The sequence below is a fragment of the Streptomyces sp. SD31 genome (genome assembly GCF_052068475.1).
Taxonomy (GTDB): domain Bacteria; phylum Actinomycetota; class Actinomycetes; order Streptomycetales; family Streptomycetaceae; genus Streptomyces.
Genome location: NZ_JBQHCX010000002.1, coordinates 178666 through 205200 on the forward strand (window position 1 = coordinate 178666; position 26535 = coordinate 205200).

The 26535-nt window shown below is 71.0% G+C and carries 22 protein-coding genes and 1 pseudogene; 11 read left to right on the forward strand and 12 right to left on the reverse strand.

The window, feature by feature from the left end; translation table 11 throughout:
* Positions 1-19: 19 nt before the first annotated feature.
* Entirely contained in the window at positions 20-2401 is a 2382-nt protein-coding gene (locus ACTMVF_RS04755; protein WP_441269676.1) for a transglycosylase domain-containing protein, read from the reverse strand.
* 230 nt (positions 2402-2631) lie between these two features.
* Here ACTMVF_RS04755 and ACTMVF_RS04760 point away from each other — a divergent pair, with 230 nt between their 5' ends.
* From ACTMVF_RS04760 to ACTMVF_RS04775, 4 genes are all read left to right on the forward strand, one after another.
* Positions 2632-3432 (forward strand): ABC transporter permease, encoded by an 801-nt coding sequence (locus ACTMVF_RS04760; RefSeq protein WP_441270129.1) that lies wholly within the window; start codon positions 2632-2634, stop codon positions 3430-3432.
* 94 nt (positions 3433-3526) lie between these two features.
* A complete protein-coding gene (locus ACTMVF_RS04765) occupies positions 3527-4291 on the forward strand; it encodes an ABC transporter permease (protein WP_441270130.1) in 765 nt (254 codons plus the stop codon).
* A 9-nt stretch (positions 4292-4300) separates the two neighbouring features.
* Complete coding sequence (locus ACTMVF_RS04770) at positions 4301-5326, forward strand: ABC transporter ATP-binding protein (RefSeq protein WP_441269677.1); 1026 nt, start codon at positions 4301-4303, stop codon at positions 5324-5326.
* A 33-nt stretch (positions 5327-5359) separates the two neighbouring features.
* Positions 5360-6052: a DUF1707 SHOCT-like domain-containing protein gene (locus ACTMVF_RS04775; protein WP_441269678.1), complete on the forward strand. Its 693-nt coding sequence runs from the start codon at positions 5360-5362 to the stop codon at positions 6050-6052.
* 157 nt (positions 6053-6209) lie between these two features.
* Here the strand turns inward: ACTMVF_RS04775 and ACTMVF_RS04780 are convergent, their stop codons facing one another.
* On the reverse strand, positions 6210-7547 hold the full coding sequence (locus tag ACTMVF_RS04780; protein WP_441269679.1) for an SGNH/GDSL hydrolase family protein: 1338 nt from the start codon (positions 7545-7547) through the stop codon (positions 6210-6212).
* 337 nt (positions 7548-7884) lie between these two features.
* Between ACTMVF_RS04780 and ACTMVF_RS04785 the strand changes: the two genes are divergently transcribed.
* Positions 7885-9147: a DUF445 domain-containing protein gene (locus ACTMVF_RS04785; protein ID WP_441269680.1), complete on the forward strand. Its 1263-nt coding sequence runs from the start codon at positions 7885-7887 to the stop codon at positions 9145-9147.
* Positions 9148-9236: 89 nt separating this feature from the next.
* Entirely contained in the window at positions 9237-10730 is a 1494-nt protein-coding gene (locus ACTMVF_RS04790; RefSeq protein WP_441269681.1) for an MFS transporter, read from the forward strand.
* Between the two features lie 31 nt (positions 10731-10761).
* Here ACTMVF_RS04790 and ACTMVF_RS04795 read toward each other — a convergent pair whose 3' ends face one another.
* Complete coding sequence (locus ACTMVF_RS04795; protein ID WP_441270131.1) at positions 10762-12231, reverse strand: alginate lyase family protein; 1470 nt, start codon at positions 12229-12231, stop codon at positions 10762-10764.
* Between the two features lie 170 nt (positions 12232-12401).
* Between ACTMVF_RS04795 and ACTMVF_RS04800 the strand changes: the two genes are divergently transcribed.
* Positions 12402-12782 carry a VOC family protein gene (locus tag ACTMVF_RS04800; RefSeq protein WP_441269682.1) on the forward strand — a complete coding sequence of 127 codons (381 nt, stop codon included), beginning with the start codon at positions 12402-12404 and terminating at the stop codon, positions 12780-12782.
* Positions 12783-12947: 165 nt separating this feature from the next.
* Here the strand turns inward: ACTMVF_RS04800 and ACTMVF_RS04805 are convergent, their stop codons facing one another.
* The 7 genes and pseudogenes from ACTMVF_RS04805 to ACTMVF_RS04835 form a co-directional block, all read right to left on the reverse strand.
* Positions 12948-13250, reverse strand: a complete 303-nt coding sequence (locus ACTMVF_RS04805; protein WP_441269683.1) for a hypothetical protein — start codon at positions 13248-13250, stop codon at positions 12948-12950.
* A gap of 61 nt (positions 13251-13311) precedes the next feature.
* Positions 13312-13809: a hypothetical protein gene (locus tag ACTMVF_RS04810; RefSeq protein WP_441269684.1), complete on the reverse strand. Its 498-nt coding sequence runs from the start codon at positions 13807-13809 to the stop codon at positions 13312-13314.
* A gap of 100 nt (positions 13810-13909) precedes the next feature.
* Positions 13910-14767 (reverse strand): LLM class flavin-dependent oxidoreductase, encoded by an 858-nt coding sequence (locus tag ACTMVF_RS04815; protein WP_441269685.1) that lies wholly within the window; start codon positions 14765-14767, stop codon positions 13910-13912.
* Between the two features lie 181 nt (positions 14768-14948).
* On the reverse strand, positions 14949-16100 hold the full coding sequence (locus ACTMVF_RS04820; protein ID WP_441269686.1) for a DUF4185 domain-containing protein: 1152 nt from the start codon (positions 16098-16100) through the stop codon (positions 14949-14951).
* Between the two features lie 166 nt (positions 16101-16266).
* Positions 16267-16494 carry a hypothetical protein gene (locus ACTMVF_RS04825; protein ID WP_441269687.1) on the reverse strand — a complete coding sequence of 76 codons (228 nt, stop codon included), beginning with the start codon at positions 16492-16494 and terminating at the stop codon, positions 16267-16269.
* A gap of 136 nt (positions 16495-16630) precedes the next feature.
* Entirely contained in the window at positions 16631-17365 is a 735-nt protein-coding gene (locus ACTMVF_RS04830) for a DUF6585 family protein (protein WP_441269688.1), read from the reverse strand.
* Between the two features lie 623 nt (positions 17366-17988).
* Positions 17989-19008 (reverse strand): annotated as a pseudogene (locus ACTMVF_RS04835) (BTAD domain-containing putative transcriptional regulator); the annotation flags it as partial.
* Positions 19009-19284: 276 nt separating this feature from the next.
* Between ACTMVF_RS04835 and ACTMVF_RS04840 the strand changes: the two are divergent.
* Positions 19285-21636 (forward strand): NACHT domain-containing protein, encoded by a 2352-nt coding sequence (locus ACTMVF_RS04840; RefSeq protein WP_441269689.1) that lies wholly within the window; start codon positions 19285-19287, stop codon positions 21634-21636.
* 166 nt (positions 21637-21802) lie between these two features.
* Positions 21803-22573, forward strand: coding sequence for a PE-PPE domain-containing protein (locus ACTMVF_RS04845; protein WP_441269690.1), 771 nt, complete (start codon positions 21803-21805; stop codon positions 22571-22573).
* Between the two features lie 28 nt (positions 22574-22601).
* Here the strand turns inward: ACTMVF_RS04845 and ACTMVF_RS04850 are convergent, their stop codons facing one another.
* A complete protein-coding gene (locus ACTMVF_RS04850) occupies positions 22602-23516 on the reverse strand; it encodes a class I SAM-dependent methyltransferase (RefSeq protein ID WP_441269691.1) in 915 nt (304 codons plus the stop codon).
* A gap of 107 nt (positions 23517-23623) precedes the next feature.
* Here ACTMVF_RS04850 and ACTMVF_RS04855 point away from each other — a divergent pair, with 107 nt between their 5' ends.
* Positions 23624-24085 carry an Lrp/AsnC family transcriptional regulator gene (locus ACTMVF_RS04855; RefSeq protein WP_441269692.1) on the forward strand — a complete coding sequence of 154 codons (462 nt, stop codon included), beginning with the start codon at positions 23624-23626 and terminating at the stop codon, positions 24083-24085.
* Between the two features lie 2 nt (positions 24086-24087).
* On the opposite strand, the gene ACTMVF_RS04860 is transcribed toward ACTMVF_RS04855, so the two are convergent.
* Positions 24088-24501: an SsgA family sporulation/cell division regulator gene (locus ACTMVF_RS04860; protein ID WP_441269693.1), complete on the reverse strand. Its 414-nt coding sequence runs from the start codon at positions 24499-24501 to the stop codon at positions 24088-24090.
* A 240-nt stretch (positions 24502-24741) separates the two neighbouring features.
* Here ACTMVF_RS04860 and ACTMVF_RS04865 point away from each other — a divergent pair, with 240 nt between their 5' ends.
* The gene (locus ACTMVF_RS04865; RefSeq protein ID WP_441269694.1) at positions 24742-26520 is read left to right on the forward strand and encodes a sigma-70 family RNA polymerase sigma factor; all 1779 of its coding nucleotides are present in this window, start codon (positions 24742-24744) and stop codon (positions 26518-26520) included.
* The last annotated feature ends 15 nt before the right edge of the window (positions 26521-26535 follow it).

A 26535-nucleotide genomic window follows, 5' to 3' on the forward strand; every position in this document is an offset into this window, starting at 1 on the left:
GGGAATTTGACGACAGGCCCTAGTCCGGCCCGCCCGTGATTCCCGTCGTCCCGCCGCCTCCGGTGTCCATCCCGCCCGTCGTGGTGTCGCCGGCCGTACTGCCTCCGGTGTCCGTCCCGCCGGTGGTCGTGTCGCCGGTGGTGCCTCCGTCGGTGGTCGTACCCCCGTCGGTCGTGCCGCCGGTGGTCGTGTCGCCGGTGGTGCCTCCGTCGGTGGTCGTACCCCCGTCGGTCGTGCCGCCGGTCGTCGTTTCGCCCGTCGTGCCGCCGTCCGTCTGGCCCGGCGTCTCACCGCCGGTCTGGCCCTCGGTGTCCTGGCCGCCGGTGGTGCTGTCCCCGGTGGTGCCGCCGTTGTCCTGGCCGCCGTTGTCCTGGTCGCCCTGGGTCGGGTCGGTCGTCGGGTACTGGGGCACGTCGGCGCCCTGCTGGAGTTCCAGGTCGAAGTCGCTGACCGGCTTGCCCTTCAAGGCGTCCTTGGTGAACTGGGCCCAGATCTCGGTGGGCGCGCCGCCGCCGTTGATGCGGTCGAGGCCCATCGCGCCGTACAGCGACTTGTGCTTGGCCGTGACCGGGTCCTGGCCCATGACGGCGACGACGGTGGCGAGTTCGGGGGTGTAGCCGGCGAACCAGGCGGCCTGGTCCTCCTCCGCCGTACCGGTCTTGCCCGCCGCCGGGCGACCGGCGGCCTGGGCGGCGGTGGCGGTGCCGTTGTCGACGACGCTCTGCAGGACGGAGGTCGTGGTGTCGGCGGCCTCGCGGCTGACGACCTGGGAGGTCTTGCGCTTCGGCATCTCGATGACGTCGGCGCCGTCCTTGGTGATCTTCTCGATCATGGTGTACGTGCCGTGCTTGCCGTGGTTGGCGAGCGTCGCGTAGGCCTCCGCCATGTCGAGGACGCTGGCGGTGGCCACGCCGAGCGCGATGGACGGGGACGGGTACAGCTCCGGGGTGCTCGTCGGCAGGCCGAGCTCGACGGCGGTGTCCTTCACCTTTTCGGGACCCACGTCGACGGCCATCTGCGCGTACACCGAGTTGACGGACTTGTCGGTGGCCGTACGGACGTTGATGTTGCCGTAGGAGACGTCGTCCTCGTTCGCGGGGTCGTAGCTGCCGCCGCTCCAGCCCTGGACGGGGCGCTTGTTGGTGCCGTCGTAGATCGTGTTCGGGGTGATCTGGCGGCCGTCCTGTGTGGTCGACCCGTTCTCCACGGCCGAGGTGAAGACGAACGGCTTGAAGGTGGAGCCGACCTGGAAGTCCCGGCGGGTGGCGTTCGGGGTGTACTGCTTCACGTAGTCGATGCCGTTGTACATCGCGACGACCTTGCCGGTCTTCGGGTCGACGGAGGCGCCGCCCGCGCGGACGTAGGTGTCGACCTTGTTGTTCTTCTTGTCCAGCTTGGACATCAGCTGGTCGTTGACGGCGTCGACGAAGGCGTCCTGCTTGTCCTTGTGCAGGGTGGTGGTGACGCGGTAGCCGCCGGCCTCGAGCTCCTCCGCGCTGACGATCTTGTTCTTGGTCAGATAGTCCTTGACGATCCCCACGATGTAACCGCGCTGCCCGGACAGCCCGGTGGAGCCCGAGGCCTCCTTCGGCATCGGGAACTTCATGCCCGCCCGCTTGCTCTCGGACAGCCAGCCCTTGGTGACCATGCCGTCCAGGACGTAGTTCCAGCGGGCCACGGCCGCGGACTTGTTCTCCGGGTGGGCGACGACGTCGTACTCGCTGGGGGCGTTGACCAGCGCGGCCAGGTAGGCGGCACGGGCCGGGTCGAGGTCCCCCGCGTCCATGCCGTAGTAGGCCTGGGCGGCGGCCTGGATGCCGTAGGCGTTGCGGCCGAAGAAGCTGGTGTTGAGGTAGCCCTCGAGGATGTCGTCCTTGCTCTTCTCGCGGTCCAGCTTGATCGAGATGAAGAACTCCTTCACCTTTCGGGTGACGGTCTGCTCCTGACGCAGGTAGTAGTTCTTCACGTACTGCTGGGTGATCGTGGAGCCGGACTGCTTGCCCTTGCCGGTGGCCGTGTTCCAGGCCGCGCGCAGCATCGCCTTGGGGTCGATGGCGGACTCGGTGTAGAAGTCGCGGTCCTCGGCGGCCAGGATCGCGTGCTGGGCGGCCTTGGACATCTGCGCGAGGGTGACGTTCTCCCGGTTGACCTGACCGTCGCGGGCGATCACGGTGCCGTCCGCGTACATATAGACGTTGGCCTGCTTGGTGGCGAGCGCGTTGGCCGGCGGGATCTTGACCATGGAGTAGCCGAGGAAGAACAGGCCGAAGAGCAGCAGTGCGCCGATGACGAAGGTGCCGAGCACCGTGCGCCAGGTCGGGATGATCCGTCGCCAGCCCGTGCGTTTCGGCCGCCCCGGCTTCCGGGTCGGCTGCTGTGGCGGCTGCTGCTCGTCGCTCATGTCGTGCACGGACTCCTGTTTCGCGTCGTACGTTCCCGTACGCCTCGTACGCCTAGTGCGCCCCCATTGAAGACTCTCGCACCGGGCGTTCCGTTCCCGGAAACGGCGCGAGTCCCCGGAAAGTGAGCAGACTCTCGCGCCGCGCGTCCCCGAAATTGGCTCGCAGCCCCCGTCTCGCGCGCACTAGGCTCCTGCGCTTCGGTGCCGGGCGGGCGAGGAGGGCTGTGGATGTGGGATCGGGGCGGTTGTACTTAGCCGTCGCGGTGGGCGGGTTCAGAAGATACGCGACTTATCGGGCGGCGACGGCGGCCGGGGTGTTCACCAACACCGTCTTCGGCGTGATCCTCGTCTACACCTATCTGGCGCTGTGGGACGAGAAGCCTCATCTCGGCGGGTACGACCAGGCGCAGGCCGTGACCTATGTGTGGCTGGGTCAGTGCCTCTACGCGACGCTGGCCATTCAGGGCGGCGGCGCCGAGAAGGACCTGATGCAGCGCATCCGCACCGGTGAGATCGCCGTCGACCTGTACCGGCCGGCCGATCTCCAACTCTGGTGGCTGGCGGGCGACGTGGGGCGGGCGCTGTTCCAGATGCTGGGGCGGGGGGTGATCCCGTTCGCGTTCGGCGCGATCTTCTTCCCGATGGCACTGCCGACGGACGTCACCCCTTGGGCGGCCTTCGTGGTCGCCGTCCTGCTGGCGACGGTCGTCAGCTTCGCGATCCGCTACCTGGCGGCGCTGAGCGTGTTCTGGCTGATGGACGGCATGGGCGTCAACCAGGCCCTGATGATCACGGGGATCTTCTTCTCGGGCATGGTGCTGCCCCTGAACGCCTTCCCGGGCGTGCTCGGCGACATCGTGCGGGTGCTGCCGTGGGCGGCGCAGCTGCAGATGCCGGCGGACGTGCTCATGGGGGAGACCGACCCGCTGCGGGCGTACGCCTTCCAGGCGGCGTGGGCGGTGGCGTTGCTGGCGGCCGGGCGGCTGGTGCAGGCGGCGGCGACGCGGCGGGTGGTGGTGCAGGGTGGGTGAGACCGGGAGCGGGATCTCCGGGAGCAGGGTGGCCGGGATCTCCGGGGTGTCCAGGGCGGGTGAGGGGCTGCGGGCCTATCGGCTGATCGCCGGGATGTGGATCCGGTCCACCATGACCTACCGCGCCTCGTTCGTCGTCACCGTCCTCGGCAACCTGCTGGTGACCGGCCTGGACTTCGTGGCGATCCTGCTGATGTTCTCGCAGGTCGACTCGCTGGGCGGCTGGCCGCTGGCCGAAGTGGCCTTCCTGTACGGACTTTCGGCGACGGCGTTCGGGCTCGCCGACCTGACGTTCGGCTCGATGGACGTCCTCGGCGGCCGGATGCGCGACGGTTCCTTCGACACGCTGCTCGTGCGGCCCGCCCCGGTGCTCGCCCAGGTCGCCGCGGACCACTTCGCGCTGCGCCGCCTGGGCCGGATCACCCAGGGCGTGCTGGTGCTGGGCTGGGGGCTGTCGGCGGTCGACGTCGACTGGACCCCGGCGAAGGTGCTGCTGGTGCCGGTGATGGTGGTCAGCGGCGGGGTGATCTTCTGCGCCCTGTTCGTGGCGGGCGCGGCCTTCCAGTTCCTGGCGCAGGACGCCGCCGAGGTGCAGAACGCGTTCACCTATGGCGGGAACACGCTGTTGCAGTACCCGCCGACCGTGTTCGGGAAGGACTTCGTGCGCGGGGTGACGTTCATGCTGCCGCTCGCCTTCGTCAACTGGGTGCCGGCCGCCTATGTGCTGGAGCGGCCGTATCCGCTCGACCTGCCGCAGTGGGCGGCCTTCGTCTCCCCGCTGGTGGCGGCGGCGTGCTGTGCGCCGGCGGGACTGGCGTGGCGGGCCGGGCTGCGGTCGTATCGGAGTACGGGAAGTTAGGGGCAGACCATGGAGGACACGAACACGAACACGGACGCGGACGCGTTCATCGAACTCGACGGCGTCGAGAAGGTCTTCGACGTACGCAAGAAGACCGGTTTCCTGAAGCGGGAGCGGCGGCAGGTGCGGGCCGTCGACTCGATCTCCTTCCGCGTGGCGCGCGGCGAGATGGTCGGCTACATCGGGCCGAACGGCGCCGGCAAGTCGACGACGATCAAGATGCTGACCGGCATCCTGACCCCGAGCGGCGGCCGGCTCCGGGTGGCCGGCATCGACCCGTCCCGTGAGCGGATGCGGCTCGCGCACCGCATCGGCGTGGTGTTCGGGCAGCGCACCACCCTGTGGTGGGACCTGCCGCTGATCGACTCGTACAAGCTGATGCACCGCATGTACCGCATCCCGGACGCCCGTTACCGCGAGAACCTCGACCGTCTCGTCGAATTCCTCGACCTGGGCGCGCTGTTGGACGTCCCGGTGCGCCAGCTCTCCCTCGGCCAGCGGATGCGCGGCGACATCGCGGCGGCGCTGCTGCACGACCCGGAGGTGCTGTACCTGGACGAGCCGACGATCGGGCTCGACGTCATCTCCAAGGCGAAGGTCCGGGAGTTTCTGCGCGAGTTGAACGCCGAGCGCGGCACGACGGTGCTGCTGACCACGCACGACCTCCAGGACATCGAGCAGTTGTGCTCGCGGGTGATGGTCATCGACCACGGGCGGTTGATGTACGACGGCCCGCTCGCCGGCCTGCACGAGGTGGGGGAGAGCGAGCGCACCCTGGTGGTCGACCTGGAGCGCGAACTCCCGCCGATCGAGGCGCCGCCCGCGCGGGTGGTGAAGGTGGAGGGGCCGCGGCAGTGGCTGGCGTTTCCGGCGGCCGAGTCGGCGGCGGTGCTGGTGGCACGGATCGCGGCGGAGTATCCGCTGGTGGATCTGTCGGTGCGGGAGCCGGACATCGAGGCCGTGATCGCGAAGATGTACGCCGAACAGGCGGAGAAGGCGGCGAACGTGGGGAACGCGGGCAAGGCGGTCTCGTAGCCCCGGGGCGGGGTTGCTCGTAGGCTGCTGTGCATGACCGACGATGCCCCGGAGCTTCGCGCCTCCGACGCCGATCGTGAACGAGTCGCCGAGATCCTGCGGGACGCCCTCGCGGAGGGGCGGCTCGACATGGAGGAGTTCGGGGAACGTCTGGACGCCACGTACAAGGCGCGGACGTACGGGGAACTGGCGCCGATCACCCGGGATCTGCCCGTCGGCGCGGTCGCCGTTCCGAAGGTTGACATGGTGAAGAAGGCCGGGCTCTCGGAGGGGAGTTGGGCGGATCGGATCGTCGGCGGTGAGGGGTCGTCGACGTGGGGTGTCGCCGTGATGTCCGGGTTCCAGCGCAAGGGGCGGTGGACGGCGCCGAGGCGGTTCAACTGCTTCGCCTTCTGGGGTGGCGGGGAGATCGATCTGCGGGAGGCGAGCTTCGCGGACCGGGAGATCGAGATCAACTGCGTCGCGATCATGGGCGGCGTACAGGTCGTCGTGCCGCCCGGGGTCGAGGTCGTGGTGCGCGGGATCGGGATCATGGGCGGGTTCGATCACCATGAGGAGGGCGTGCCGGGGGACCCGGGTGCGCCGCGCGTGATCGTGAGCGGGTTCGCCTTCTGGGGTGGGGTCGGGGTGGAGCGGAAGCTGACGCGGGCCCAGCGGCAGGAGGTTCGGGAGGCGCGGCGGCGGGAGAAGCTGGAGCGGAAGGCCGGGCGGCGGGAGCTGGACTGAGCTGCCGTTGCCGTGTGCTGCCCGGCGTGGTGGCTGGGCGGGCGTGGGTCGCGCGGCCCGGCGCTGGCGGGGTGCCGCCTGCGCCCACCCGTGCCGCCCCAGCGGCACGACTGCCCGCGGGCTGAGCAGGCCGCGACGGCCCGCGGGCTGGCTGCCCCTACAGCTTCGCCGGTGCCGAGCCCCTGAGGTCCTTCAGGTTGAAAGCCTCCGCCATCCGCTCGTAGCCCTTGTCGCTCGGGTGGAGGTGGTCGCCCGAGTCGTAGTCGGGGCGGAACTTGCGGGGGTTGTACGGGTCGCGGACGGCCTGGTCGAAGTCGGCCACCGCGTCGAAGACGCGGCCCGCGCGGATCTCGGCGTTGATCTGCTGGCGTACGTCCTCGCGGGCGTCGGTGTAGCCGCGGTGGCCCTGGAAGGGCATCAGGGTCGCGCCGACGACCTTCAGGCCGCGGGCGTGGGCCTGGCGGACCAGGGCGCGCAGGCCGTCGAGGATGCGGTCGGGGTCGGCGAGGTTCGGGTTGCGCAGGATGTCGTTGACGCCGAGGTCGATGACGACGACCTTGACGTTCGTGCGGGAGAGGACGTCGCGCGCGAAGCGGCTGATGCCGGCCTCGTTGTTCGCGGGGCGCCCGGCGCCGCTGGCGAGGATCTGGTTGCCGCTGATGCCCTGGTTGACGACGCTGTAGCGCGGTACGTTCTGGCCGGCCGCGAGCGCCGTGCGCAGCCGGCGCGACAGGGCGTCCGTCCAGCGGAGGTTGGCGTTCTCGGTGGACGTGATGCCGTCGGTCAGCGAGTCGCCGAAGACCACGACGGTGCCGTCGGACTCGTTGCTGAGGACGTCCAGCGCGGTCAGGTAACGCCAGGCATCGACCCGCCCGGTGTACGCCACGCCGGTCGCGTCCTCGGTGAGGTCGCCCTGGGCGACGTAACTGGTCTGGCGGGCGTGCGGGTGGAAGGTGACCGGGCCGGACGGGGTGGGGGAGTAGGTGGTGACCAGGACGTCGCTGTCCGCGGCGATCGCCAGGCGCACGGCGTCGCTCAGCACCTGCTGCCCCGGCGGGATGACGACCGTGGGGTTGCCCCCGAAGGTCAGCCTGCGCATGGTGTCCGCGACGGCCGCCGCGGTCCCGGTGCCGGCGGAGACGGCGATCGACGCGTGCGTGATCGTCAGCGCCGACTGGCCGTAGAGGTTGGACAGCGTGATCCGGGCGCTCTTGCCGCCGACACTGGTGTGTACGACGTTGCGGACCGAATTGCCCGCCAGGCCCGCGACCTCGGTGCCGGGCTCGGCGCCGACCGGGGAGGCGGACCAGGCGCCGACCCAGATGCCGGTGGAGGCGGGGGCGGCGGGGTTGCGTGGGGCGCCTTCCTGGGCGGGGGCGCTCTTGCCGGTGGCGCTGCCCTCGTCGGAGGCGAATCCGATGTATATAGCGGCAGAAAGCACCACGATCAGGGCGATGATCGCAGATAGCAGGGCATAACCGTTACGCCTGGTCATGCGGTGCGTGTCTCCTCGGGCGGATGGGAGCCCGAGGCTCCGATGTGATCACCTCATGATGCGTCATGAGGCAGAGGGGAGTTGCACGGACCCCCCTTTGGGCCGCCGGAGTTCATCCGGAGTTCGCCATCGACCTCCCCCCATCCGACAGACGCCGGGAACTCCTGATTCGTTCCAGGAGTAGGTCAGGAAGGGACAATGTGTGCGGGGGATCACTGGACGGGTGGAGCGGATGGAACGTACGAATCCGGATGTAATGGGAACATCTGACATGGAGGAGCATGCCCGGCCGGATGCCGCCGATAACCGGCGCGTCCCCGTATCGGCCGTACGTGCGATGACCACGTTCACCGCCGCCGACGAGGAGAAGCAGCGCGGCGTACGGCGGATGAAGATCACCGCGACCGGGATGCTGCTGTTCGTGGCGCTGGTGTACGTCCTCGCCAAGTGGGCGTCGAACGAGGGCGCCGGAGACTGGGCGAACTACGTCGCCGCGGCCGCCGAGGCCGGCATGGTCGGCGCGCTGGCCGACTGGTTCGCGGTCACGGCCCTGTTCCGGCACCCGCTGGGCATCCCCATCCCGCACACCGCGATCATCCCCAACAAGAAGGACCAGCTGGGGGTCTCGCTCGGTGAGTTCGTCGGGGAGAACTTCCTCTCCGAGGACGTCGTACGACAGCGGCTGCGCGCCGTCGGCATCGGCAGCCGGCTGGGCGGATGGCTGGCCGATCCCGAGCACGCGGACCGGGTGACGGCGGAGCTGTCGGCGGCGCTGAGAGGTGCCCTGACGGTCATGCGCGACTCGGATGTCCAGGCGGTGGTGGGCGAGGCGATCACCCGTCGTGCCGACGCCCAGGACATCGCGCCCGGCATAGGGAAGATGCTGGAGAAGATCGTCGAGGACGGCGGCCACAAGCGGGCCGTCGACCTGATCGTCGCGCGGGCGCAGCACTGGCTGATCCTGCACGACGACGAGATCATGGACGCGGTGCAGGGCGGCGCCCCCGGCTGGACCCCGAAGTTCGTCGACAAGAGGGTCGGCGAGCGCGTCTACAAGGAGCTGCTCCGCTTCGTCACCGAGATGCGCGACATGCCCTCGCACCCGGCCCGCGGCGCCCTCGACCGCTTCCTCACCGACTTCGCCTCCGACCTGCAGTCCGACACGGACACGCGGGCGCGTGTCGAGCGGCTCAAGGGCGAGGTGCTGGGGCGCGGCGAGGTCCAGGACCTGATCGCGTCCGCGTGGACCGCCGTACGGTCGATGATCGTCTCGGCCGCCGAGGACGAGCGCAGTGAGCTGCGTCTGCGCGTGCGTGCCTCGCTGCTGTCGCTGGGATCGCGGATGGCGGTCGAGCCGCGGCTCCAGGCCAAGGTCGACAGCTGGGTGGAGGGCGCGGCGGTGTACGTCGTCACCACCTACCGCAAGGAGATCACCTCCCTGATCACGGACACCGTGGCGAGCTGGGACGCCGAGCACACGACGAGGAAGATCGAGGCGCACATCGGGCGCGACCTGCAGTTCATCCGGATCAACGGCACCGTGGTGGGGTCGCTGGCCGGGTTGGTGATCTACACGGTGTCGCGGGCGCTGGGGGCGTAGACGGGGAGGGGCAGGCGGAGGCGCAGTGGGGCGTAGGACATCCCTCTTCGGGCACCCGACCCGGGTTCCGCTCGATGAGGAGGGAGCCCATGGCCACCGCGCAGGCCGAGACCGGCCGTACCGTCACCACAAACATCCCCGCCCGTCTCGACCGCCTCCCATGGTCGCGCTGGCACTGGACGATCGTGATCGGGCTCGGCACCGTGTGGATCCTCGACGGACTGGAAGTCACGGTCGTCGGCAACATCGCCCCCCGCCTCTCCGAGCCCGGCAGCGGACTGCCGATCACCTCCGGCCAGGTCACCGGCCTGGCCGCCGCCCTGTACGTGGCCGGTGCCTGCCTGGGCGCCCTGTTCTGGGGCCGCCTGACCGACAAGTGGGGCCGCAAAAGGCTCTTCATGATCACGCTGGCGGTCTACTTGGCGGCGACGGCCCTGACCGCCCTCTCCTTCGAGACCTGGTGGTTCTTCCTGTTCCGCTTCCTGACCGGCTTCGGCATCGGCGGCGAGTACGCGGCGATCAACTCCGCGATCGACGAGCTGATCCCGGCTCAGTACCGCGGCCGCGTCGACCTGATGATCAACGGCAGCTTCTGGCTGGGCGCGGTGGGCGGCTCGCTGCTGTCCATCGTCGCGCTGAACACGGCGGTCCTGCCCGCGAACCTCGGCTGGCGGCTGACGTTCGCGCTCGGCGCCGTCCTCGCCCTGGTGATCCTCCTGGTACGGCGGCACGTTCCGGAAAGCCCGCGCTGGCTGCTGATCCACGGCCGCGACGACGAGGCGGAACGGATCGTGTCCGCCATCGAGCGGCAGGTGGAGGCCGAGCGGAACGAGCCGCTGCCGCGCCCCGAGGGTGAGATCACCATCCAGCAGCGCAGGAGCGTGACGTTCCTGGAGATCGGCCGCACGGTCTTCGCCAAGTACCGCAGGCGGGCGACCCTGGGCTTCGCCCTGTTCATCGGCCAGGCGTTCCTCTACAACGCCATCACCTTCGGCTTCGGCGCCATCCTGACGACGTTCTACGACGTGCCGTCGGACGCCACCGGCTACTACTTCGCCGTCATCGCGCTGGGCAACTTCCTGGGCCCGCTGCTGCTCGGCAAGCTGTTCGACACCGTGGGCCGCAGGGTGATGATCTCGTCGACGTACCTGCTCTCGGGCCTGCTGCTCTTCGGCACCGCCTGGCTGTTCGACCGGGGCGTGCTCAGCGCGACCACCCTGACGGCCTGCTGGTGCGCGGTCCTGTTCTTCGCCTCGGCGGGCGCGTCGAGTGCCTACCTCACGGTCTCCGAGGTCTTCCCGATGGAGACCCGTGCGATGTCCATCGCCTTCTTCTATGCCCTGGGCACGGCGGCCGGCGGCATCAGCGGGCCGCTGCTGTTCGCCGACCTCACCGAAACCGGCAGGGTCGGCGACACGGTCCTCGCCTTCCAGATCGGCGCGGCCCTGATGTGCCTGGCGGGCCTGGCCGCGGCGCTCCTCGCGGTACGCGCGGAACGCCGGTCGCTGGAGGACGTCGCCCGCCCGCTCACGGCGGTGGCGCACCGGAACAGGACCGGACCGGCCCCGGCTCTCCCCCGGTAAAGAGCCGGGACCGGAGATCTTCACCCGTCCCTTACTGCGACGCGCGCCGGGCCCGGTCGCGGCGGCGCAGCAGAAGGATGCCGCCGGCGAGGGCGGTGATGCCCGTGGCGGCGGTCCAGCCGATGACGTCGTTCGAGCCGGTGGCGGCGAGGTCACCTGTGGAGGAGGCGGACGCGGAGGGCGATGCCGTGGAGCCGCCGGTCTGCGGTCGGGGGTCCGACCCCGAACCCGCCGTCCCCGAACCGGCAGCGGCGGACGCCGACCCCGACGCCGCCGGACCGGTCGAACCGCCCGTGCCCGTCGCCGTGGCCTTGTCCCGGGTGAACGCCAGCGTGCCGAAGCCCAGTTGGTCGTAGCCGCCGCTGTTGGGGCCGTAGTCCCCGCCGCCGCCCTCCGGCGCGGACTTCGCGGCGACCTGCGTGAGGTACGACGCCGACAGGCCCCGGCGCTTGGTGTAGTGGTTGGCGATCATCGCCCAGATGGGGCGGGCCATCGCCGGGTCCACGGGCGCGGCCGAGGTCACGGTCTCCGACCCCGACCAGCCGTTGATCGCGCCCTTCCTCCGGGTGTTCGCGCTGAACGGCACCTCGCCGCCCATGGCCCATTTGGCGACGTACTGGGCGCCCTTGAGGAAGCGGCTGTCGTCGTAGCCGTACAGGTCGATGCCCTGGTTCCAGGCCATCTCGCAGAAGGTGCCCATCAGGCCGACGCCGAGCAGGGCGTGCCCCTGGTCGCGGCCGGCCTCCAGCCACTCGGCGAGTCCGTCGTCGTGTACGACGGGGATGGCGTGCTTGATCGAGCCGAGTCCCTCGCCGTTCTTGAAGTAGTCGACGGCTCGGGCGACCTGGGCCTTGTCGTCGCAGAAGATGCCGGTCGCCAGGACGCAGCACATGGCGGCGAGGTCCCAGTTGGTCCAGTAGTTGGAGACGACGGCGCCGTTGTGCCGGACCAGGAAGTCGTCGCTGAGCGGCGCGAAGACGGTGCTCAGCATCTCCTGGAACCGGTCGAGCTCGAAGTCGGGGTGGTCGCGGACGAGTTCGGCGGCGTTGGCGATCTGGTAGCCGTACAGACCGGCGGCCAGGAAGCGGTCGGCGCTGCCGTGCAGCGCGGTCAGTTCGGCCGACCACGCGTTGAGGATCGCGACGGCGGTGTCGGCGTGGGCGCTGTCGCCGCTGACGTGGTGGCGCAGGGCGTTCTGGTAGGCGGCGTGGACGTCGTTGTAGAGGGTGCGGTAGTTCTGCGGCGATCCCGCACCCCGGTACACGATCTCCTGCGGGTTGGCCGCCCAGCCGCTCTGGGAGTGCCGGTTGGCGGTCAGCTTGGCGAACCCGGCCGTGTAGGGAGCGGCGCCGGCCTTCACCCTGGCGGCCATGCGGTCGAGGTCGGCGCGGGTGTGCAGGAGGCCGGGGTGGGCGTAGGCGCCGGCCGCCGCGGCAGGGGTGGGCAGCACGGCCGTACCGATACCGACGGCTCCGGCTGCCGCGCCCGCGGCCTTGAGCATGCTCCGGCGGCTGATCTGTCGTGTCACGTCGTCAATTCCTCGCGTGCCTGCAGCTGGGACGGTGAGGAGACGGGAGAAGACTGCGGGGGATAACAAAAAAACTCCGGACGCCGATCACAGAGACCGGATGCCGATCACAGACAACCGACGCCGATCAGGAGCCGCATTCGATGACCATCCGCAGGATCGTCCCCAATGTCCACGTCGGGTCCGCGGCCGCCATGCGGACGAGCCGGGACTTCTACGGCCTGCTCGGCTTCGAGGAGGTGATGCACATGGGCTGGGTCATGACGATGGCGTCCCCGGCCAACCCCACCGCCCAGATCAGCTTCTTCACCGAGGAACGCACCGCGCCCGTCGTCCCCGACCTGAGCGTGGAGGTCGAGGACGTCGACGCCGTGTACGCGCAGGTGGTGGCGTCGGGCGCCGAGGTCGTACGGGAGCTTCGGGACGAGGAGTGGGGCGTACGGCGGTTCTTCGTGCGGGATCCGGGCGGGCGGGTGGTGAATGTGCTGACGCACCTGCCCGCCTCTCGCGGTCACGCGAGGTGAAGACGCCGCGCCCGTCGACGTGGACGCTCACGACGTCGTAGCTGTCGACGGCCTCGGAGATGCCCCCGAACTGGAGGGGGTCCCGCAGCTCGGTCGGCGTCTTCTTCGGGATGGCGGGAGGGTAGCGGGCGCCGCCCGGCCGGGCGAAGGGACAAGCCCGTTGCCTCAGCCCTTGCGGTCCGCCACCGCCCAGGACGCCAGGGCGACCGCCCCCGCCACCCCGAAGACGGCGGGCCAGGCGCCCACCTTCTTGGCCAGCGGATGCGACCCTGCGAAGGCGGCCACATACGCGGCGGTCAGCGCCCCCGCGGCCTTCCCGCCCGCCTGCTGTCGCCACTGCTGCGCGGCCGTGGCCCCCGCGACGGCCAGTACGGCACCGCCCAGCTGACGCTTCCTGGTCCAGCGGGCCACGCCGTAGCCACCGACGAGCCCGCCCGCGGCGACCACCGCGCTGGGGATCTTCGCCATGCTGCCTCCCACCACTTCTGCCGGGCTCCGACCATGTTTGCCGGCCCTTGGAGAACCGAGGCTAACCGGCCCCGCCTCTCCGCAACTCCGCCCGGGCGCGCAGCTCCGAGAAGTACCCCGAACCGATCGCGCCCCCGGCGGCGGTGAGGGCCAGGCCCAGGACGGCCGGGTTGACGTATTCAGGCACGTCACCGTTGTCGTAACTCCCGCCGTCGCTCGTCTCGCAGACGAAGCCGAGCGGGACGTACGTGACCTTGTAGTCGACGATCTCGATGCCCTGTTGATGCCGCTCCGACCAGCCCGCCGTACGGCAGGACCGGGGCGGCGACGAGTCGGTTCCGCCGTCCTCGGCCGTCATGACGGCGCCGCACAAGGCGAGCAGCCCCCACGCGTACAGGGCGCAGGCGCCCGCACCCGCGAGGGCGGCGACGCCGCGCAGTGCGGCGGGAGCGCTCGCGCGCCGCAGGCCGTGGCCGGACAGTGCGCGGCCGCCGTATCCGCACAGGCCCACGGCGACGATCACCGCGACCACGACGAACAGCAGGATCAGCAGGAACACGTGGCCTCCAGGCCCGGCGGACGACGGACGGGTGCGCCGAGTCCAACAGGGCCCGGCGCACCCGGCTGTGGTGGAGCCCACAGTTCCGGCAACAGGGGCGTTACAGCACGTCGGCGAGGCGGTCGACCTGGTCCGGGTCGAGGCCGTGGCAGTAGAGCATGACCTCGTCGACGCCCAGGTCGGCGAAGGCGGTGAGCGCGGCGCGGATCTCGGCCGGGGTGGTGAGCAGGCCGGCGACCATGCGGTCGGCCATGCCGGTGAAGGCGTAGTAGGCGTGCATGCGGGCGCGGGCGTCGTCGAGCACGTCCTGGGGACCGAGCGCGACGTTCACCTGGGCCACGAGGCGGGGCTCGCCATCGCGGCCGTACTCCTTCCAGAACCCGCGGACGGTGTCGAACAGGCCGCCCGCCCAGGAGGGTGCCGCCGCCGCGAGGAAGCCGTCGCCCCAGCGCGCGACGCGTTCGAGGGCGGCCGGCTTGAAGCCGCCGAACAGCACTTCCGGGCCGCCGGGCCGGGCGGGCGCCGGACCGATCGGGCCGACGCCGTCGCCGTACGGCTCGCCCCACCATAGGCGGCACAGCGTCGCCATCTGCTCGTCCAGGCGCCGGCCCCGGGTGCGCGGGTCGGTGCCCGTGACCCGGTGGTCGTCCTCGCGGCCGCCGATGCCGAGGCCCAGGACGAGGCGGCCGCCGGTCATCCGGTCCAGAGTGGCGGCCTGCTTGGCCAGCAGGGCGGTGTCCCGCAGCGGGGCGAGCAGTACCTCGGTCTGGACGCGGATGCGCGAGGTGGCGCCCGCGAGGACGGCCAGGGCGACCAGCGGCTCGGGGTTGTCGTAGACGAGCCGGTCGAGCAGGCCGAGCGTGCTGAAGGGACCGGCGTCGGCGCGGCGGGCCCAGGTGAGCAGGGTGGTGGGGTCGCCGATGGGCAGGCCGATGCCTACGTTCGTACCGACGTTCATGGAGGGGCCTCCGGAATGAGGGGTCGACAAAGACAGCTGCCGCCCCTCCGGCACCTCAGTGATCCTCGGTGAGGTGGGACGCTCCCGCTCTGCGGCTTGCTTCCTGGGGAACGTCTCTTCGAAGTGAACTCACTGTAGGGCGAGCCGGTTTCGCGGGACAAACCATTTGGCGGGACACCCCTTACGGGTTGATGCCGTCGAACTGCAGCACCCGGTACGGCGAGCCCACCGTGCCGTTCCACTGCGACACCATCAAGGTCAGCGAGTTCGCGCTCGCGCTGCCGGGATGGATGTAGCCGCCGTAGAGGTTGGGCACGGTCAGGGCCGTGATCTGCGGGATCGGGATGCTCCACCCGGCGTCGGGGCGGGGGGCCGTACGCGTGCAGATCGCGCCCATGTCGACGTCGAAGTAGCTCATGCAGTAGGTGCCGTTGATTCGCTTCACGGAGAACTCGCCGGTGTTGTGCCCGGTCAGGATGACCGACGGGGGTGCCGCGGTGGTCCACTGCCAGGAGCCGTCCAGATAGGCCCAGTTCTGCTGGGCGCCGAAGTCGCCGGCACGGAAGTCGTTCGGCTGGATGCGGAAGAGCTGGATGGCTCCGCCGTCGGCCGTGTTCCGGTGCGTGCCGTTCCAGCGCTTGGAGAAGATGTACAGCCAGCCGTCGGGGTCGATGCCCGCGAACGACCACATGCCGTACAGGGACTGGTTCGTGCCCTGGACGTCGCCGGCCCAGTGGTAGTCGTAGTCGTGCCAGGTCACCCCGTGATCGTCGGAGTAGGCGACACCGGACATCAGTGAGCCGTCGTAGCCGGGCGGCGGTTCCCAGGTGTGCACCGACGTGTACTGGATGTAGGTGCGGCCGCCGAACTCGATGCAGTCGTTGGGTATGCGGCTCACCTCGTGGCCGTAGCCGTTGTCCGTGTGGTGCGCGTAGTCGAAGAGCTGGCCGGCCTGGCCGCCGGTCGGCATCGCCCAGGTGAACGAGATCGGGGTCGCGCCGGAGGCGTCGAAGCCCGCCTGGTTCAGCATCACGGGGGAGCCGAGGTACCGGCCGCTCTGCTGCGTCCCCGTCCACGCGTCGCCGAAGACGTAGCCCCAACTGCCGTCGTGTTCCCGGTAGTACGGGATGGCGAGATCGCCGGAGCCCAGGCCCTGCCGGCTCGCCGAGTCACCCGGCTGGTCGCACAGGGGCGTACCGCTCTGTCCGGCGGTGACGGTGACGGCGACGGCGGGCGCGGGGGGTGCGAGGGCCGACAGTCCGGCTCCGGCGAGGGTGAGGCCCATGGTGGTTTTGAGGAGGGAGCGGCGGGTTGGGTGGGAGGGGGCGGACATGGTTGACCTCCGGATGTTGTTGGTGAGGTGGGGGGGCTGGTGAGTGCAGTCGGTCGGGCTGCGGGTAGGGGGCGCGGGTCCGGATGACCGGGGGCTCCCAAGGCCGGGGCTCCCAGGGGGCCGACTTCAGCGCCTCCGGGATCATCGGGACTGTGCAGGCGTCTCGTCAGCGTCGGGAAGCGAGGATCAGGAGCAGGACCACGATCCCCACGGCGATCAGGCATCCCGAGCCGCACCCGGAGGACCCCTTGCGGAACTCGACCATCCCGCCGGGCGCGATATGCGGATGGCGTCGGGCGTAGTGGGTCTCCATCGCCTCCTCGCCCTGGGATTCGCTGCCCCAGGCGGTGCGGTGCCCGCACTCACCGCACCGGTATCGGTAGCTGTCGGCCATGCCGGTCTCCTTCGGGTCGTCGCGAGCGGGGGTGCTCGGGGGTGGTGTGTGGCCGCCGGCACGTCGGGTCGGACGCTAGGAGCGGCTGGTGAAATCGCCGTGAAACGAGGGGTCGTACGTCCAAGGGGGCTGTACGTCAGTCGTCGTCGTCCCGGTCGGCGGCGGCCAGGTGCTCGGCGAGGGCGTGGAGGACGCAGAGGTTCGGGATCCCGGACGTGACGGTTCCCCACACCTGCCACCGGCCGGCGGCGCGTACGGCGACGGAGCCGTTGAGGATCTCGATCCGCTGGATCTGCGCCCAACGCAGGGAGGTCCCTCGGGAGCCGACCTTGTCCCTGGTGATCCACACGGGGCCGAAGACGAGCCGCGCCCCCTCGGCCAGCGCGGCCAGGGCCCGCGGTACCTGCGCTTCGGTGACGGCCCGGCGGATCCCGGGTTCCCACAGCTCCGGGTGGCCGAAGTCGCCGGAGCGCAGCACGATCCGGTCACCATCGACATCGACGAGCACATGGGCGCGGGCGAGGCCCTGCGGGGACAGCATCCTGCGTCGACGCACCACGGTGGTGTCGTAGCGCACGACACGGATCCGGCCGTCGACGGCCACCGTCAGCCCGTCCTCGTACAGGTCCAGCCGCGCGCTCACGCCCGCGCTCGCCTCCGTCCTGCCGCCGGCCCGCAGCAGGCGACACAGTCCCCCGGCGGCGGCCCACCAGAGGCCGGGTTCGGCGAGCGGCGCCCGATAGGTGGCCCGCCGCCGGCCCAGCCGTGCCCGGCCCGCGGCCTCGGAGACCCTCGCCAGCAGCAACTCGTCGGCGCGGCCGTCGACGCGGCTGCGGTCGCGGTCGCGGTCGCGGGGAGTCTGCTCGCTCATGCGGCACCGGCCTGCTTACGGGGGTGAGCCGCGCTGTCCCGGCTGGGGGGAGTGCCGGTGGGGTCGGGAGTTGAGCCGTCTCCACGGTGTGGCGCGCTGGTCCGGCCGGGAGCCGAGCTGTCCCGGCTGTGAATTGCGCTGTCTCGGCCGGTAGTTGAGCCGTTTCCGCGGTGGGACGTGCCGGTCCTGCTGGAAGCTGTGCTGTCCCGGCTGGTAGCTGTGCTGTCTCGGCTGTGGTGCGAGCTGTTCCGGCTGTGGATCGTGCCGGTGGCGCCGGGAGTTGAGTCGTTCCCGCGGGGGACTGTGCTGGCCCCGCCGGAAACCGCGCTGTCCCGGCTGAGAGCCGCGCCCTCCCGCCCGGAAGCCGAGCCGCCCCGCCCGGAGACCGAGCTGCCCCAACCGTGAGCCGAGCTGCCCCGGCCGGAAGCCGAGCCGCCCCCACGGTGAGCCAAGCCCTCCCGCCCGGAAGCCACACCCTCCCGGCCGTAAGCGACGCCCTCCCGACCAGGACCCACCCAGCTCCGCCCGGGACCCACCCCGCCCCGACCAGCGCCCGCCCCACCCCGACCAGCACCCGCCCCACCCCCACCGGCACCCGCCCCACCCCGCCCCAGCTCCGCCGCACCCCGCCCCGCCGCACCCCCACGAAGGACCGACCCCCGTGCCCGCACCAGCAATTCCCCCGGTGCCACCCCCAGGTCCTCCCTGAGCCGGCGGGTGGTGCGGTCGAAGATGGCCAGGGCCTCGGCGCGTCGGCCGCCGCGCTGCAGTGCGTGCATCAGCAGTGCCGCGACCGGTTCGTTCAGCGGCTCATCCAGGGCCAGCGCGGACAGCTCGGCGATCGCCTCGGCGTCCTGGCCGAGCCGGAGCAGCCACTCCGCCTTCCGCTGTGCCAGCGCGACCCTGCGCTCGGTGAGCCGCAGCCGCTCCAACTCGGCCAGGGGACCCGGCAGTCCGGCGAGCGGCTCGCCCCGGAACAGTTCCAGTGCCCGGGCGCACAGCCGTACCGCCTCGGACAGGTCACCGGCTCGCTCGGCCGCCCCGGCCTCGCTGACGAGTTCCTCCACGCACGCCACGTCCACCTCGGCGACACCGCGCACCAGCCCGTAGCCGTACCGATCGCTGCGGATCACCGAGTCCGGACTCTCTCCGAGACGCAGACTCTTGCGCAGCCGGTACACATAGACCGGTACGACGTTCCCGCCCGGCGACTCCATCCCCCAGACGCCGTCCAGCAGTTCCCGTCGGCTGACCGACCGGTCCGGGCTCAGCGCCAACGCCGCCAGGACCGCCTGCTGCCGCAGCGGGCCGACGTCCACGGGCTGCCCGGCGAGCCACGCCCGCAACGGACCGAGCACGGAGACCCGAAGCCAGGGTCCGGACGCGGGGCCCGTCCGCTGCCGGATCCCCGCCCCCGGCATCGCCGCCTGCCGGCGCGGACCCTGGCCGGGCAGGACCAGACCGCAGTCGAAGGCGTACACGATGGCGGCGGCCCGGTCCCGCAGCCCCAACTTCACCAGGACGCGGCGCAGTTGTCCGGCCACAACATGTTCGGCCAGCCCGAGGGCGTCGGCGATCTCCGCGTCCCCCAGGCCGCATCCGAGCGCATAGAGCACCTCGCGCTCCTGAGCGGTGAGGACCATGGGGGCCGAGGGGCTCGGGTGGCTCGGGTGGCTCAGGTTGCGAGGGTGGCTGGGGCGCCCCTGGGGTGAGGCCGTCGAAGGCATGGTGGTTCCCCGTTCTCCGGACCGGTCGATGCACTCGACCCGGTCGATCCTGTCGATCCCGTCGATGCCCTCGAAGGTCGCGGAGGTGGAGGAAGCGTGGACAGGCCATCGAACCGTTCATATGTGACCGGTAGCCGCGCTACTGTCCCCCACCTGCGGAAATCGACTTCTGAGGGGGAAGGGCCGTGAACTGTGGCCAATGAGTTCGGCGATGAGTTACGGCGACTGCGGCGCGAGAAGGGGATGACTCAGGAGCAGCTGGCGGAGCGCTCCAGGTTAAGCGTGAGCACGATCCGGGGCCTGGAAACCGGCAAGCGCTCCAACCCCCGTATGAACACGGTGGAGCATCTGGCCGACGCCATGAAGTTGGGCCCCGAGGACCGAGAGACCTTATTGATCGCCGCCGGCCTGCTCGACCGGGGCCAGCCCGCAACGCCGGAGCCGGGGCAGGGGCAGGGGCAGGGGCGTGGGCAGGGGCCGGAGCCGGGGCGAGGTCCGGAGTCCGAACACGAGCCGGCAGCACCCACCTCGCCCACCCCGCCCACCGACCCGGCCGAACAACTCGCAAGACTGGTCGCCGCCCGCTGGCAACGCGAGGAAGAACAGCGGCAGGTCCAGGACCCCTCCCCCCTCCCGGTCCGCTGGCGGACGGCCTCCGAGACCCTGACCGACCACTGGGACATCATCCTCCGGCGTCGCGCCAGGGACACGGCCCCGGCCGAACCCCTCGACCTGGACGGGCAACTGGACCAGATCACCGAGACTTTCAGGCGCATCCCGTCCGGACGGCTGGTGGTGCTGGGCCGATCCGGCTCGGGAAAGACGATCCTGGCCCTGCGCTTCGTCCTCGACTACCTGGCCGCCCGCAGCCCCTCGGACCCCGTTCCGGTGATCTTCAGCATCGGCGCCTGGAACCCCACCAAGATCACCTTGCGGGACTGGCTGACCGCTCGGCTGACGCGGGATCACCCCGGCTACGCCGCACAGGGCCCCGACGGGGAGAGCCTGGCCTCCGCGCTGGTCGAGTCCGGTCGCATCCTCCCCGTCCTGGACGGCTTCGACGAGATGGCCGACGGCCTGCGCCGCCCCGCCCTGGAGGCCCTCAACGCCACCGCCCTCCCCCTCCTGCTCACCAGCCGCCCCGCCGAATACGCCGCCGCGGTCGCCGAAACCGACGTACTGACCGCCGCCGCCGCGATCCAACTCACCGACCTGACCCTCGACGACCTGGCCGACTACCTGCCCTTCACCACCCGCAAGACCGGCCGCGCGGGCCCCGACACGAACGCCTGGAAGCAGGTCCTGACCGAGCTGGGCGAGGAGCGACAGGACGGGGCCGCGTCCCCCCTCGCCACGGTCCTGACGACCCCACTGATGGTCGCGCTCGCCCGCACCATCTACAGCGACACCCCCGATCATGATCCGGCCTCGCTGCTGGACACCGAACGGTTCCGCAGCGCCGAGGAGTTGGAGGACCACCTCCTCGAAAACTTCCTCCCCACCGTCTACCGCCACCAGCTCCCGCAACCCCCCGGCGCCAAACCGCGCCCCGCCTTCGACCCCGACCGCGCCCGCCACTGGCTCGGCTACCTCGCCCATCACCTGACCCGACTCGACACCCCCGACCTGGCCTGGTGGCGGCTCGGCAGCGGACTGCGCCCCGCCGCGCGCACACTGGTCACCGCGGTGATGACCGGGCTGGTCATCGCGCTCGTCGACTGTGCCGTCTCCTTGGCCATCGGCAACCCGTTGCCGTTCCCGATCGTGGACGCGACGGCCGTAGGACTCCTTTCCGGACTCATGTTCGGGTTCGCGTACTGGCTCATGTTCGCGGTCAAGGACAGGGCGGTGTTGCCGTCCGCCATGCGTCTGCGCATCCGCGGTAGGCCCGCGACCGTGCAGTGGAAGTCCGGGCACCGCCACCTCATCGGGGGACTGGGCGGGTTGGCCTTCGGCTTCGGCTACGGGTTCGTGGTCGGCATGCTCAACACGTTCCACTGGAAGGCCGGACTCTCGGTCGGCCTGAATCTCGCGCTGGTCGACGGGGTCGTCTACGGCCTGGTCTTCTGCGGCGGCGCCGCGATCACCTTCTGCCTCCTCGACCACCTGGAAACCCCTCTCGACCTGAAGTCCGCCGTCAACCCGCGCCGCCTCCTGCACACGAACCGCCGTACCGTCCTCACCCAACTGCTGATCGGGGCACCCCTCTTCGGCGTGGTGGTCGGAGTCGGCGCCGGATTCGTGGTCGACCTCCTCCAGGGCCACCTGGGCCAGCTCGTCTGGAGCCCCACGGCCGGCCTCGTACTCGGCACCATCAGCGGCCTCGGCGGCGCCCTCGGATTCGCCCTCACCCTGACCGCCTGGGGCCAGTGGCTGGTCCTCACCCGCATCTGGCTGCCGTTGACCGGCCGCCTGCCCTGGAACGTGGTCACGTTCCTGGAGGACGCCTACCAGCGCGGCGTACTGCGCCAGGCCGGCGCGGTCTACCAGTTCCGCCACGCCCGCCTGCAACATCACCTCGCCCAGGCCCACCAACAGCGCTAGCGCCCGGCGTTCGGCGCCCGGCGTTCGGCGCCCGGCGTTCGGCGCCCGGCGTCTCGCGCCTCCGCCGGATCGAGCTTCACGACGATTTCATCGCCCGTCCCTAACGTCTGGCGCCGTCCCACCAACCACCTGTCCGTGCACGCCATCGGAACCGGGGGAACACCCAATGCGGAAGACCAACCGACTCTCACGCCGCGCCAAGGCCGTCGCCGTCACGGCGGCGATGACGGCAGCCGCCGCCCTCACACCCACCGTCGCCCAGGCCGACGACGCCCCTCGCCACTACTACATCGAGCTCGGCGGCACCGGCGCCGCGCTGCCCGCGCCCGACTGCACGCGGACGTACGGCTTCGCCAACCAGCACTTGGAGGCGGGCGCCGAGGTCGTCCCCGTCTGCTACCCGGCCAGCGCCGGCCCCTGGCTCAACGGCCAGAACCAGGGGCCGGACCTCACCGCGCAGAGCTACGACAGCAGCGTCGCCCAGGGCTACGAGAACCTCCTGGCCGCCGCCAAGGAGACCCACCGCAAGGACCCGACCGCACACCTCACGATCGTCGGCTACTCGCAGGGCGCGCAGGCCGCGGACGCGGTCCTGGAGACGATCGCGAACGGCGCCACCGATATCCCGCGGGACCAGGTCAACGGCATGCTGTACGCCGACCCGAAGCAGCCCGACACCGGCATGTGGGCCAAGGTCCCCAAGGGCCTGGGCGCCCTCGGCTTCACCTCCACCGGCCCCGGCCCCAAGGAGTTCCCGGGCGTCCCGGTCGCCCGCTTCTGCATCCGCGGCGACCTGGCCTGCGACGCCACGACGCCCGTGGCCGCGTTCGACTTCTTCCTCACCGACAAGCACGGGCGCTACGTCCAGGACGGCAACGTCATGGCCCAGACCATCACCAAGGACGGCCTCAACGGGGTGTTCTGGTACGAGTCCTGACGTCGCCAGGAGATGAAGGAGGCCCAGGTCAGGCAGGCTCAGGCAGGCCCTGACCTGGGCTTTCCCACGCCCCGCGTCCCACGCCCCGCGTCCCACGCTCGAGTACGACCGTCCGCATGCCACCCGGCCCGCTCTCCTCGTGCCTGACGCGCAGCCCGGCCGTGCGGAGCTGTTCCACCACCCATGTGTGGGAGAGCCGCAGTTTGCGGTAACTGCGGGCGGTGAGATTCCAGTCGGCCTCGGGGGCGTCGCGGGTGTGGATCAGGTCGTGCACGATGACCGTGTAGTCGTCGTAGTCGTCCGGGTACTCCAGAAAGCAGGTCATGATCCGGTCCTCGGTGGCCCGGACCGGAAGGAAACGGTTGGTGCCGGTGAGCGGGACCGTCAGGTCGCGGTAGGCGAACACGGCCGTCCCACCCGGCGCGAGCGCGGCGGCGACGTCGGCGAAGAGGGCGGCCACGTCCCCTCGGGTCGGCAGATGGGTCAGCGTGTCACCGAGGCATACGACGGCCCCCGCCGACCCCGGCCGCACCAGTTCCCGCAACGCGGTCCGCACATCCGCCCGTACCACCCGCACCGCCGGCACCCGGGCGGCGTGGGCGGCGAGTTCGTCCAGCAACGGCCGGCTCAGATCGACCGCGAGGACGGAGTCGAAGCCCAGCCCGGCCAGCGCGAGGCTCGCCTGCCCCGGCCCGCACCCCAGATCCACGGCGAGCGACCCGGCCGCCGGACAGGCAGCCGCCTCGGGAGTCACACCCCACCCCGAGAGAGAGGCCCGCTGCACCGCCGCGAGCGCGTCGAGATCGCCGCCGAGCATCCAGGTGTAGTGCTCGGCGAGAAACCGGTCGTAGTGGTCGACGGCCTGATCGACGGGTCGGCCCTCAGGTGGGGCGACGGCTTGAGCGGCGGCGGTCGTCACTGAGGTTGGCACAGCGATCGTCATGGACGAGGGCTCCCTTCGGTCCGACAGGCGAGGGAAATCTAGGGCGTAATACGGGAGTTGGGCGGCTCGACCGAACCAAATTCGGAACCCCGGGAAGAATGACGGCCATGGACGACACTGATTCGGCGATCCTCACCCATCTCCAGCGCGATGCACGGCTCACCAACCGCGAACTCGCCCGCAGGGTCGGCATCGCCCCCTCCACCTGCCTGGAACGGGTCCGCGCCCTGCGCGCCCGGGGTGTGATCACCGGCTACCACGCGGCCGTACAGCCACGCCTGCTGGGCCGCTCGCTCCAGGCCCTGGTCTTCGCCCGGCTGCGCCCCCTGAGCCGCGAGGTGATCCATGACTTCGAGAGCTACCTCACCCAACTCCCCGAGGTCGTCTCGGTCTTCGTGGTCTCCGGCGACGACGACTTCCTCGTCCACGTGGCCGTACCGGACATCGAGCACCTGCACGCCTTCCTCATGGACCGCTTCAGCGCCCGCCGCGAGGTGGTCAGCTTCCGCAGCTCGGTGATCTACCGCCAGACCGGAACGCGCGTACTGACGCCGATCGAGACGCACTGAGCTCAGACCCCGTCGAGCAGGGACATGAGGCCGTGGTCGAGTTCCGGCCCGAGATCCTCTCTCCCCGGCTCGACGACGGCGTACGACCGCTGCAGGAACCGTCGAAGAGAAGCCGTGGCGAACCGGATCGCGGCCATGCCGTGCGGCGCGTGGAACTCCACGACCGTGCGGGACCGGCCGCACGGCTGTATCCGTACGTCCCCGACCCCGGCCGCCCCGTCGAGTCCCTCCTCCAGGAGCGAACGGGCGAACGTCCAGGTGACCCCGTCCTCGTCGGCCGAGACATGGGCCGGGAAGTCGATGTGCACGGCGAAGGGTTCGGCGGCGCGGTAGCGCAGCGTGGGGCGGATCGGAAACTCCGGGAACTCGGGGGTGACTAGGCGGGCGCGGACGGGCTGTTCGAGGGCGAGGCGCATGGTCGGTCGTCTCCGTTGCCGAGGTCTGTTGTCGATGTCCGTGATCGATGTCTGCTGTTGATGTCTGCTGTTCATATCTGTGCGCCTTCTCGACCGCGTCGCAGGTCCGTTGATTACGCGGAACCGCAACCCCGCCCCTGTGATCTAACTCACGTGAACCATTTAGTTGAGTTTTAAGTCATCTACGCTGACAAACTCGTCCGCGCCCACCAGCCCGCAGGCATCCGGAGCGTTCCAGCCATGTCCGACGGTTCCCCCAAGGTGCCCGCCCAGGCGTCACCGCCCGCGTCCGCCACCGCCTCGTACGCCCGTATCTACGAGGAACAGCAGCCGCGCCTGGTCGCCTACGCCCGCTCGCTCACCCGCAACAACCCCTGGGCCGCCGAGGACCTGGTCGCCGAGGCGCACTTCCGTGTCTGGCGACGGCTGTCGGCGGGCCACGAGATCGAGAACGTACCGGCGTACCTGATGACGACGGTCCGGCACCTGGCGGCGACGGCCGGCGTCGGCGAGACGCGCGAGACCCCGCACGACCCGCGGACCGCCGAGCGCACGGAGATCGCCGTCCACGCCGGGGACACGGCGGACCCGGCCGAACAGATCTCCTCCGTGGACCTCTTGGTGCGGGTACTGGGTCAACTGCCCGAGCGCTGGGTGCAGGCGTTGTGGCTGGCGGAGGCGGAGGGCCAGCCGCTGGAGACGGTCGGGCAGCGCATCGGCGCCAAGCAGGGCGCGACGGCCGTACTCCTGCACCGTGCCCGCGAGGGCATGCGCCAGGCCTTCCTGCGCTCCCAGACCGGCGCCCCCGACGACCCCGCCTGCGAGGTCCACTGGGTGCGCATGCCGGCGTACGTCCGCGGCAACGCGACGCCCCGCCAGTCGGAACGCCTGCTCGCCCACGTGGACGCCTGCGACGACTGCCGCGGCCGGCTCGCGGTACTCATGCGCGCCAACGACCGGCTGCCCGCCCTGGTCGGCCCGGCCCTGCTGGTCTTCGCCGTGGGCGGCGCGGGCAAGTTCCTGCTGCCGTTCATCGCCGGATCCGCCGGCGCCACGGCCGCCCTGAGCGGCCAGATCGGCACCGCACTGCACGCGGCCCGCCAGGCGGTGACCGGCGGCGCGGGCGGCGCGAAGGTGCCGACGGCGATCGCGGCGGGGGCGACGGTCGCGGGCGCGGCCCTCGCGATGATGCTCGCCCTGGGCACGAGCAACCCGTCGTCCCCGACGCCGCTCCCGGACCGGGTACCGCTCGCGGACGCGCCGGTCGTCGCCCGGCCGTCGGAGGGGCCGGTTGCCGGGGCGGAGACGCCGGGGGAGCCCGGTGGCTCGGCGGGGACGCCGGTGACGAAGCGGACGGAACAGCGCCGGACGGGCGGCGAGGCTGAGGCTTTGACTGTCGACGTCGAGGTCGCTGATGCCGCCGATTCGGATACGGCGGTGAGTGGCCTGGTGCCTGGGACTGAGCCGAACACTGCACCCGAGCCCGCGGCCGATACGCCGGACGCCGACGATCCGACACGGCCCCATGAGGAGCCGGCGCCCGAGCCCCCGGCGGACGACACGCCTCCGCAGCACGAACCGGCGCCGGTAGCCGAAGAGCCGGGCGCCCCGGCACCGGTGGACCCCGCACCGGCGGATCCGGTGGAGGAGCAGCCGGAGAGGCCGGGGCATGAGGAGCCGGGGCATGAGACGCCGGGGCATGAGGAGCCGTCTTACCCGGATGCACCGGGGACGGGGACGCAGAACCCGCAACCGGAGAGCCCGGTGAGCCCGGAGGACCCGGAGGACCCGGAGACCGAGGTCCCCGCAACGCCGTCACCGTCACCGTCACCGTCACCGTCGCCTACGCCGGAACCGACGCCCCCAACTCCCGCGGCCCCGGAGCCGATTGAGGAGTCACCGGAGGCCCCGCAGACCCCGGACACCCCCACTCCTCCGGACACGACCGCCCCCGTCCCTGCACCCGTCCCGCAGCCAACACCGGAGAACGAGGACCCAGGAACCCCTTGCGGGAACTGACCCAACCCAGCCGAG

What these genes read in the sequence shown, in the direction of transcription:
- ACTMVF_RS04755 (WP_441269676.1), bottom strand. Translation starts at nt 2,401, where the DNA reads ATGAGCGACGAGCAGCAGCCGCCACAGCAGCCGACCCGGAAGCCGGGG.
- ACTMVF_RS04765 (WP_441270130.1), top strand. Translation starts at nt 3,527, where the DNA reads ATGTGGATCCGGTCCACCATGACCTACCGCGCCTCGTTCGTCGTCACC.
- ACTMVF_RS04770 (WP_441269677.1), top strand. Translation starts at nt 4,301, where the DNA reads ATGGAGGACACGAACACGAACACGGACGCGGACGCGTTCATCGAACTC.
- ACTMVF_RS04775 (WP_441269678.1), top strand. Translation starts at nt 5,360, where the DNA reads ATGACCGACGATGCCCCGGAGCTTCGCGCCTCCGACGCCGATCGTGAA.
- ACTMVF_RS04780 (WP_441269679.1), bottom strand. Translation starts at nt 7,547, where the DNA reads ATGACCAGGCGTAACGGTTATGCCCTGCTATCTGCGATCATCGCCCTG.
- ACTMVF_RS04785 (WP_441269680.1), top strand. Translation starts at nt 7,885, where the DNA reads ATGACCACGTTCACCGCCGCCGACGAGGAGAAGCAGCGCGGCGTACGG.
- ACTMVF_RS04790 (WP_441269681.1), top strand. Translation starts at nt 9,237, where the DNA reads ATGGCCACCGCGCAGGCCGAGACCGGCCGTACCGTCACCACAAACATC.
- ACTMVF_RS04795 (WP_441270131.1), bottom strand. Translation starts at nt 12,231, where the DNA reads ATGCTCAAGGCCGCGGGCGCGGCAGCCGGAGCCGTCGGTATCGGTACG.
- ACTMVF_RS04800 (WP_441269682.1), top strand. Translation starts at nt 12,402, where the DNA reads ATGACCATCCGCAGGATCGTCCCCAATGTCCACGTCGGGTCCGCGGCC.
- ACTMVF_RS04805 (WP_441269683.1), bottom strand. Translation starts at nt 13,250, where the DNA reads ATGGCGAAGATCCCCAGCGCGGTGGTCGCCGCGGGCGGGCTCGTCGGT.
- ACTMVF_RS04815 (WP_441269685.1), bottom strand. Translation starts at nt 14,767, where the DNA reads ATGAACGTCGGTACGAACGTAGGCATCGGCCTGCCCATCGGCGACCCC.
- ACTMVF_RS04820 (WP_441269686.1), bottom strand. Translation starts at nt 16,100, where the DNA reads ATGTCCGCCCCCTCCCACCCAACCCGCCGCTCCCTCCTCAAAACCACC.
- ACTMVF_RS04825 (WP_441269687.1), bottom strand. Translation starts at nt 16,494, where the DNA reads ATGGCCGACAGCTACCGATACCGGTGCGGTGAGTGCGGGCACCGCACC.
- ACTMVF_RS04830 (WP_441269688.1), bottom strand. Translation starts at nt 17,365, where the DNA reads ATGAGCGAGCAGACTCCCCGCGACCGCGACCGCGACCGCAGCCGCGTC.
- ACTMVF_RS04845 (WP_441269690.1), top strand. Translation starts at nt 21,803, where the DNA reads ATGCGGAAGACCAACCGACTCTCACGCCGCGCCAAGGCCGTCGCCGTC.
- ACTMVF_RS04850 (WP_441269691.1), bottom strand. Translation starts at nt 23,516, where the DNA reads ATGACGATCGCTGTGCCAACCTCAGTGACGACCGCCGCCGCTCAAGCC.
- ACTMVF_RS04855 (WP_441269692.1), top strand. Translation starts at nt 23,624, where the DNA reads ATGGACGACACTGATTCGGCGATCCTCACCCATCTCCAGCGCGATGCA.
- ACTMVF_RS04860 (WP_441269693.1), bottom strand. Translation starts at nt 24,501, where the DNA reads ATGCGCCTCGCCCTCGAACAGCCCGTCCGCGCCCGCCTAGTCACCCCC.
- ACTMVF_RS04865 (WP_441269694.1), top strand. Translation starts at nt 24,742, where the DNA reads ATGTCCGACGGTTCCCCCAAGGTGCCCGCCCAGGCGTCACCGCCCGCG.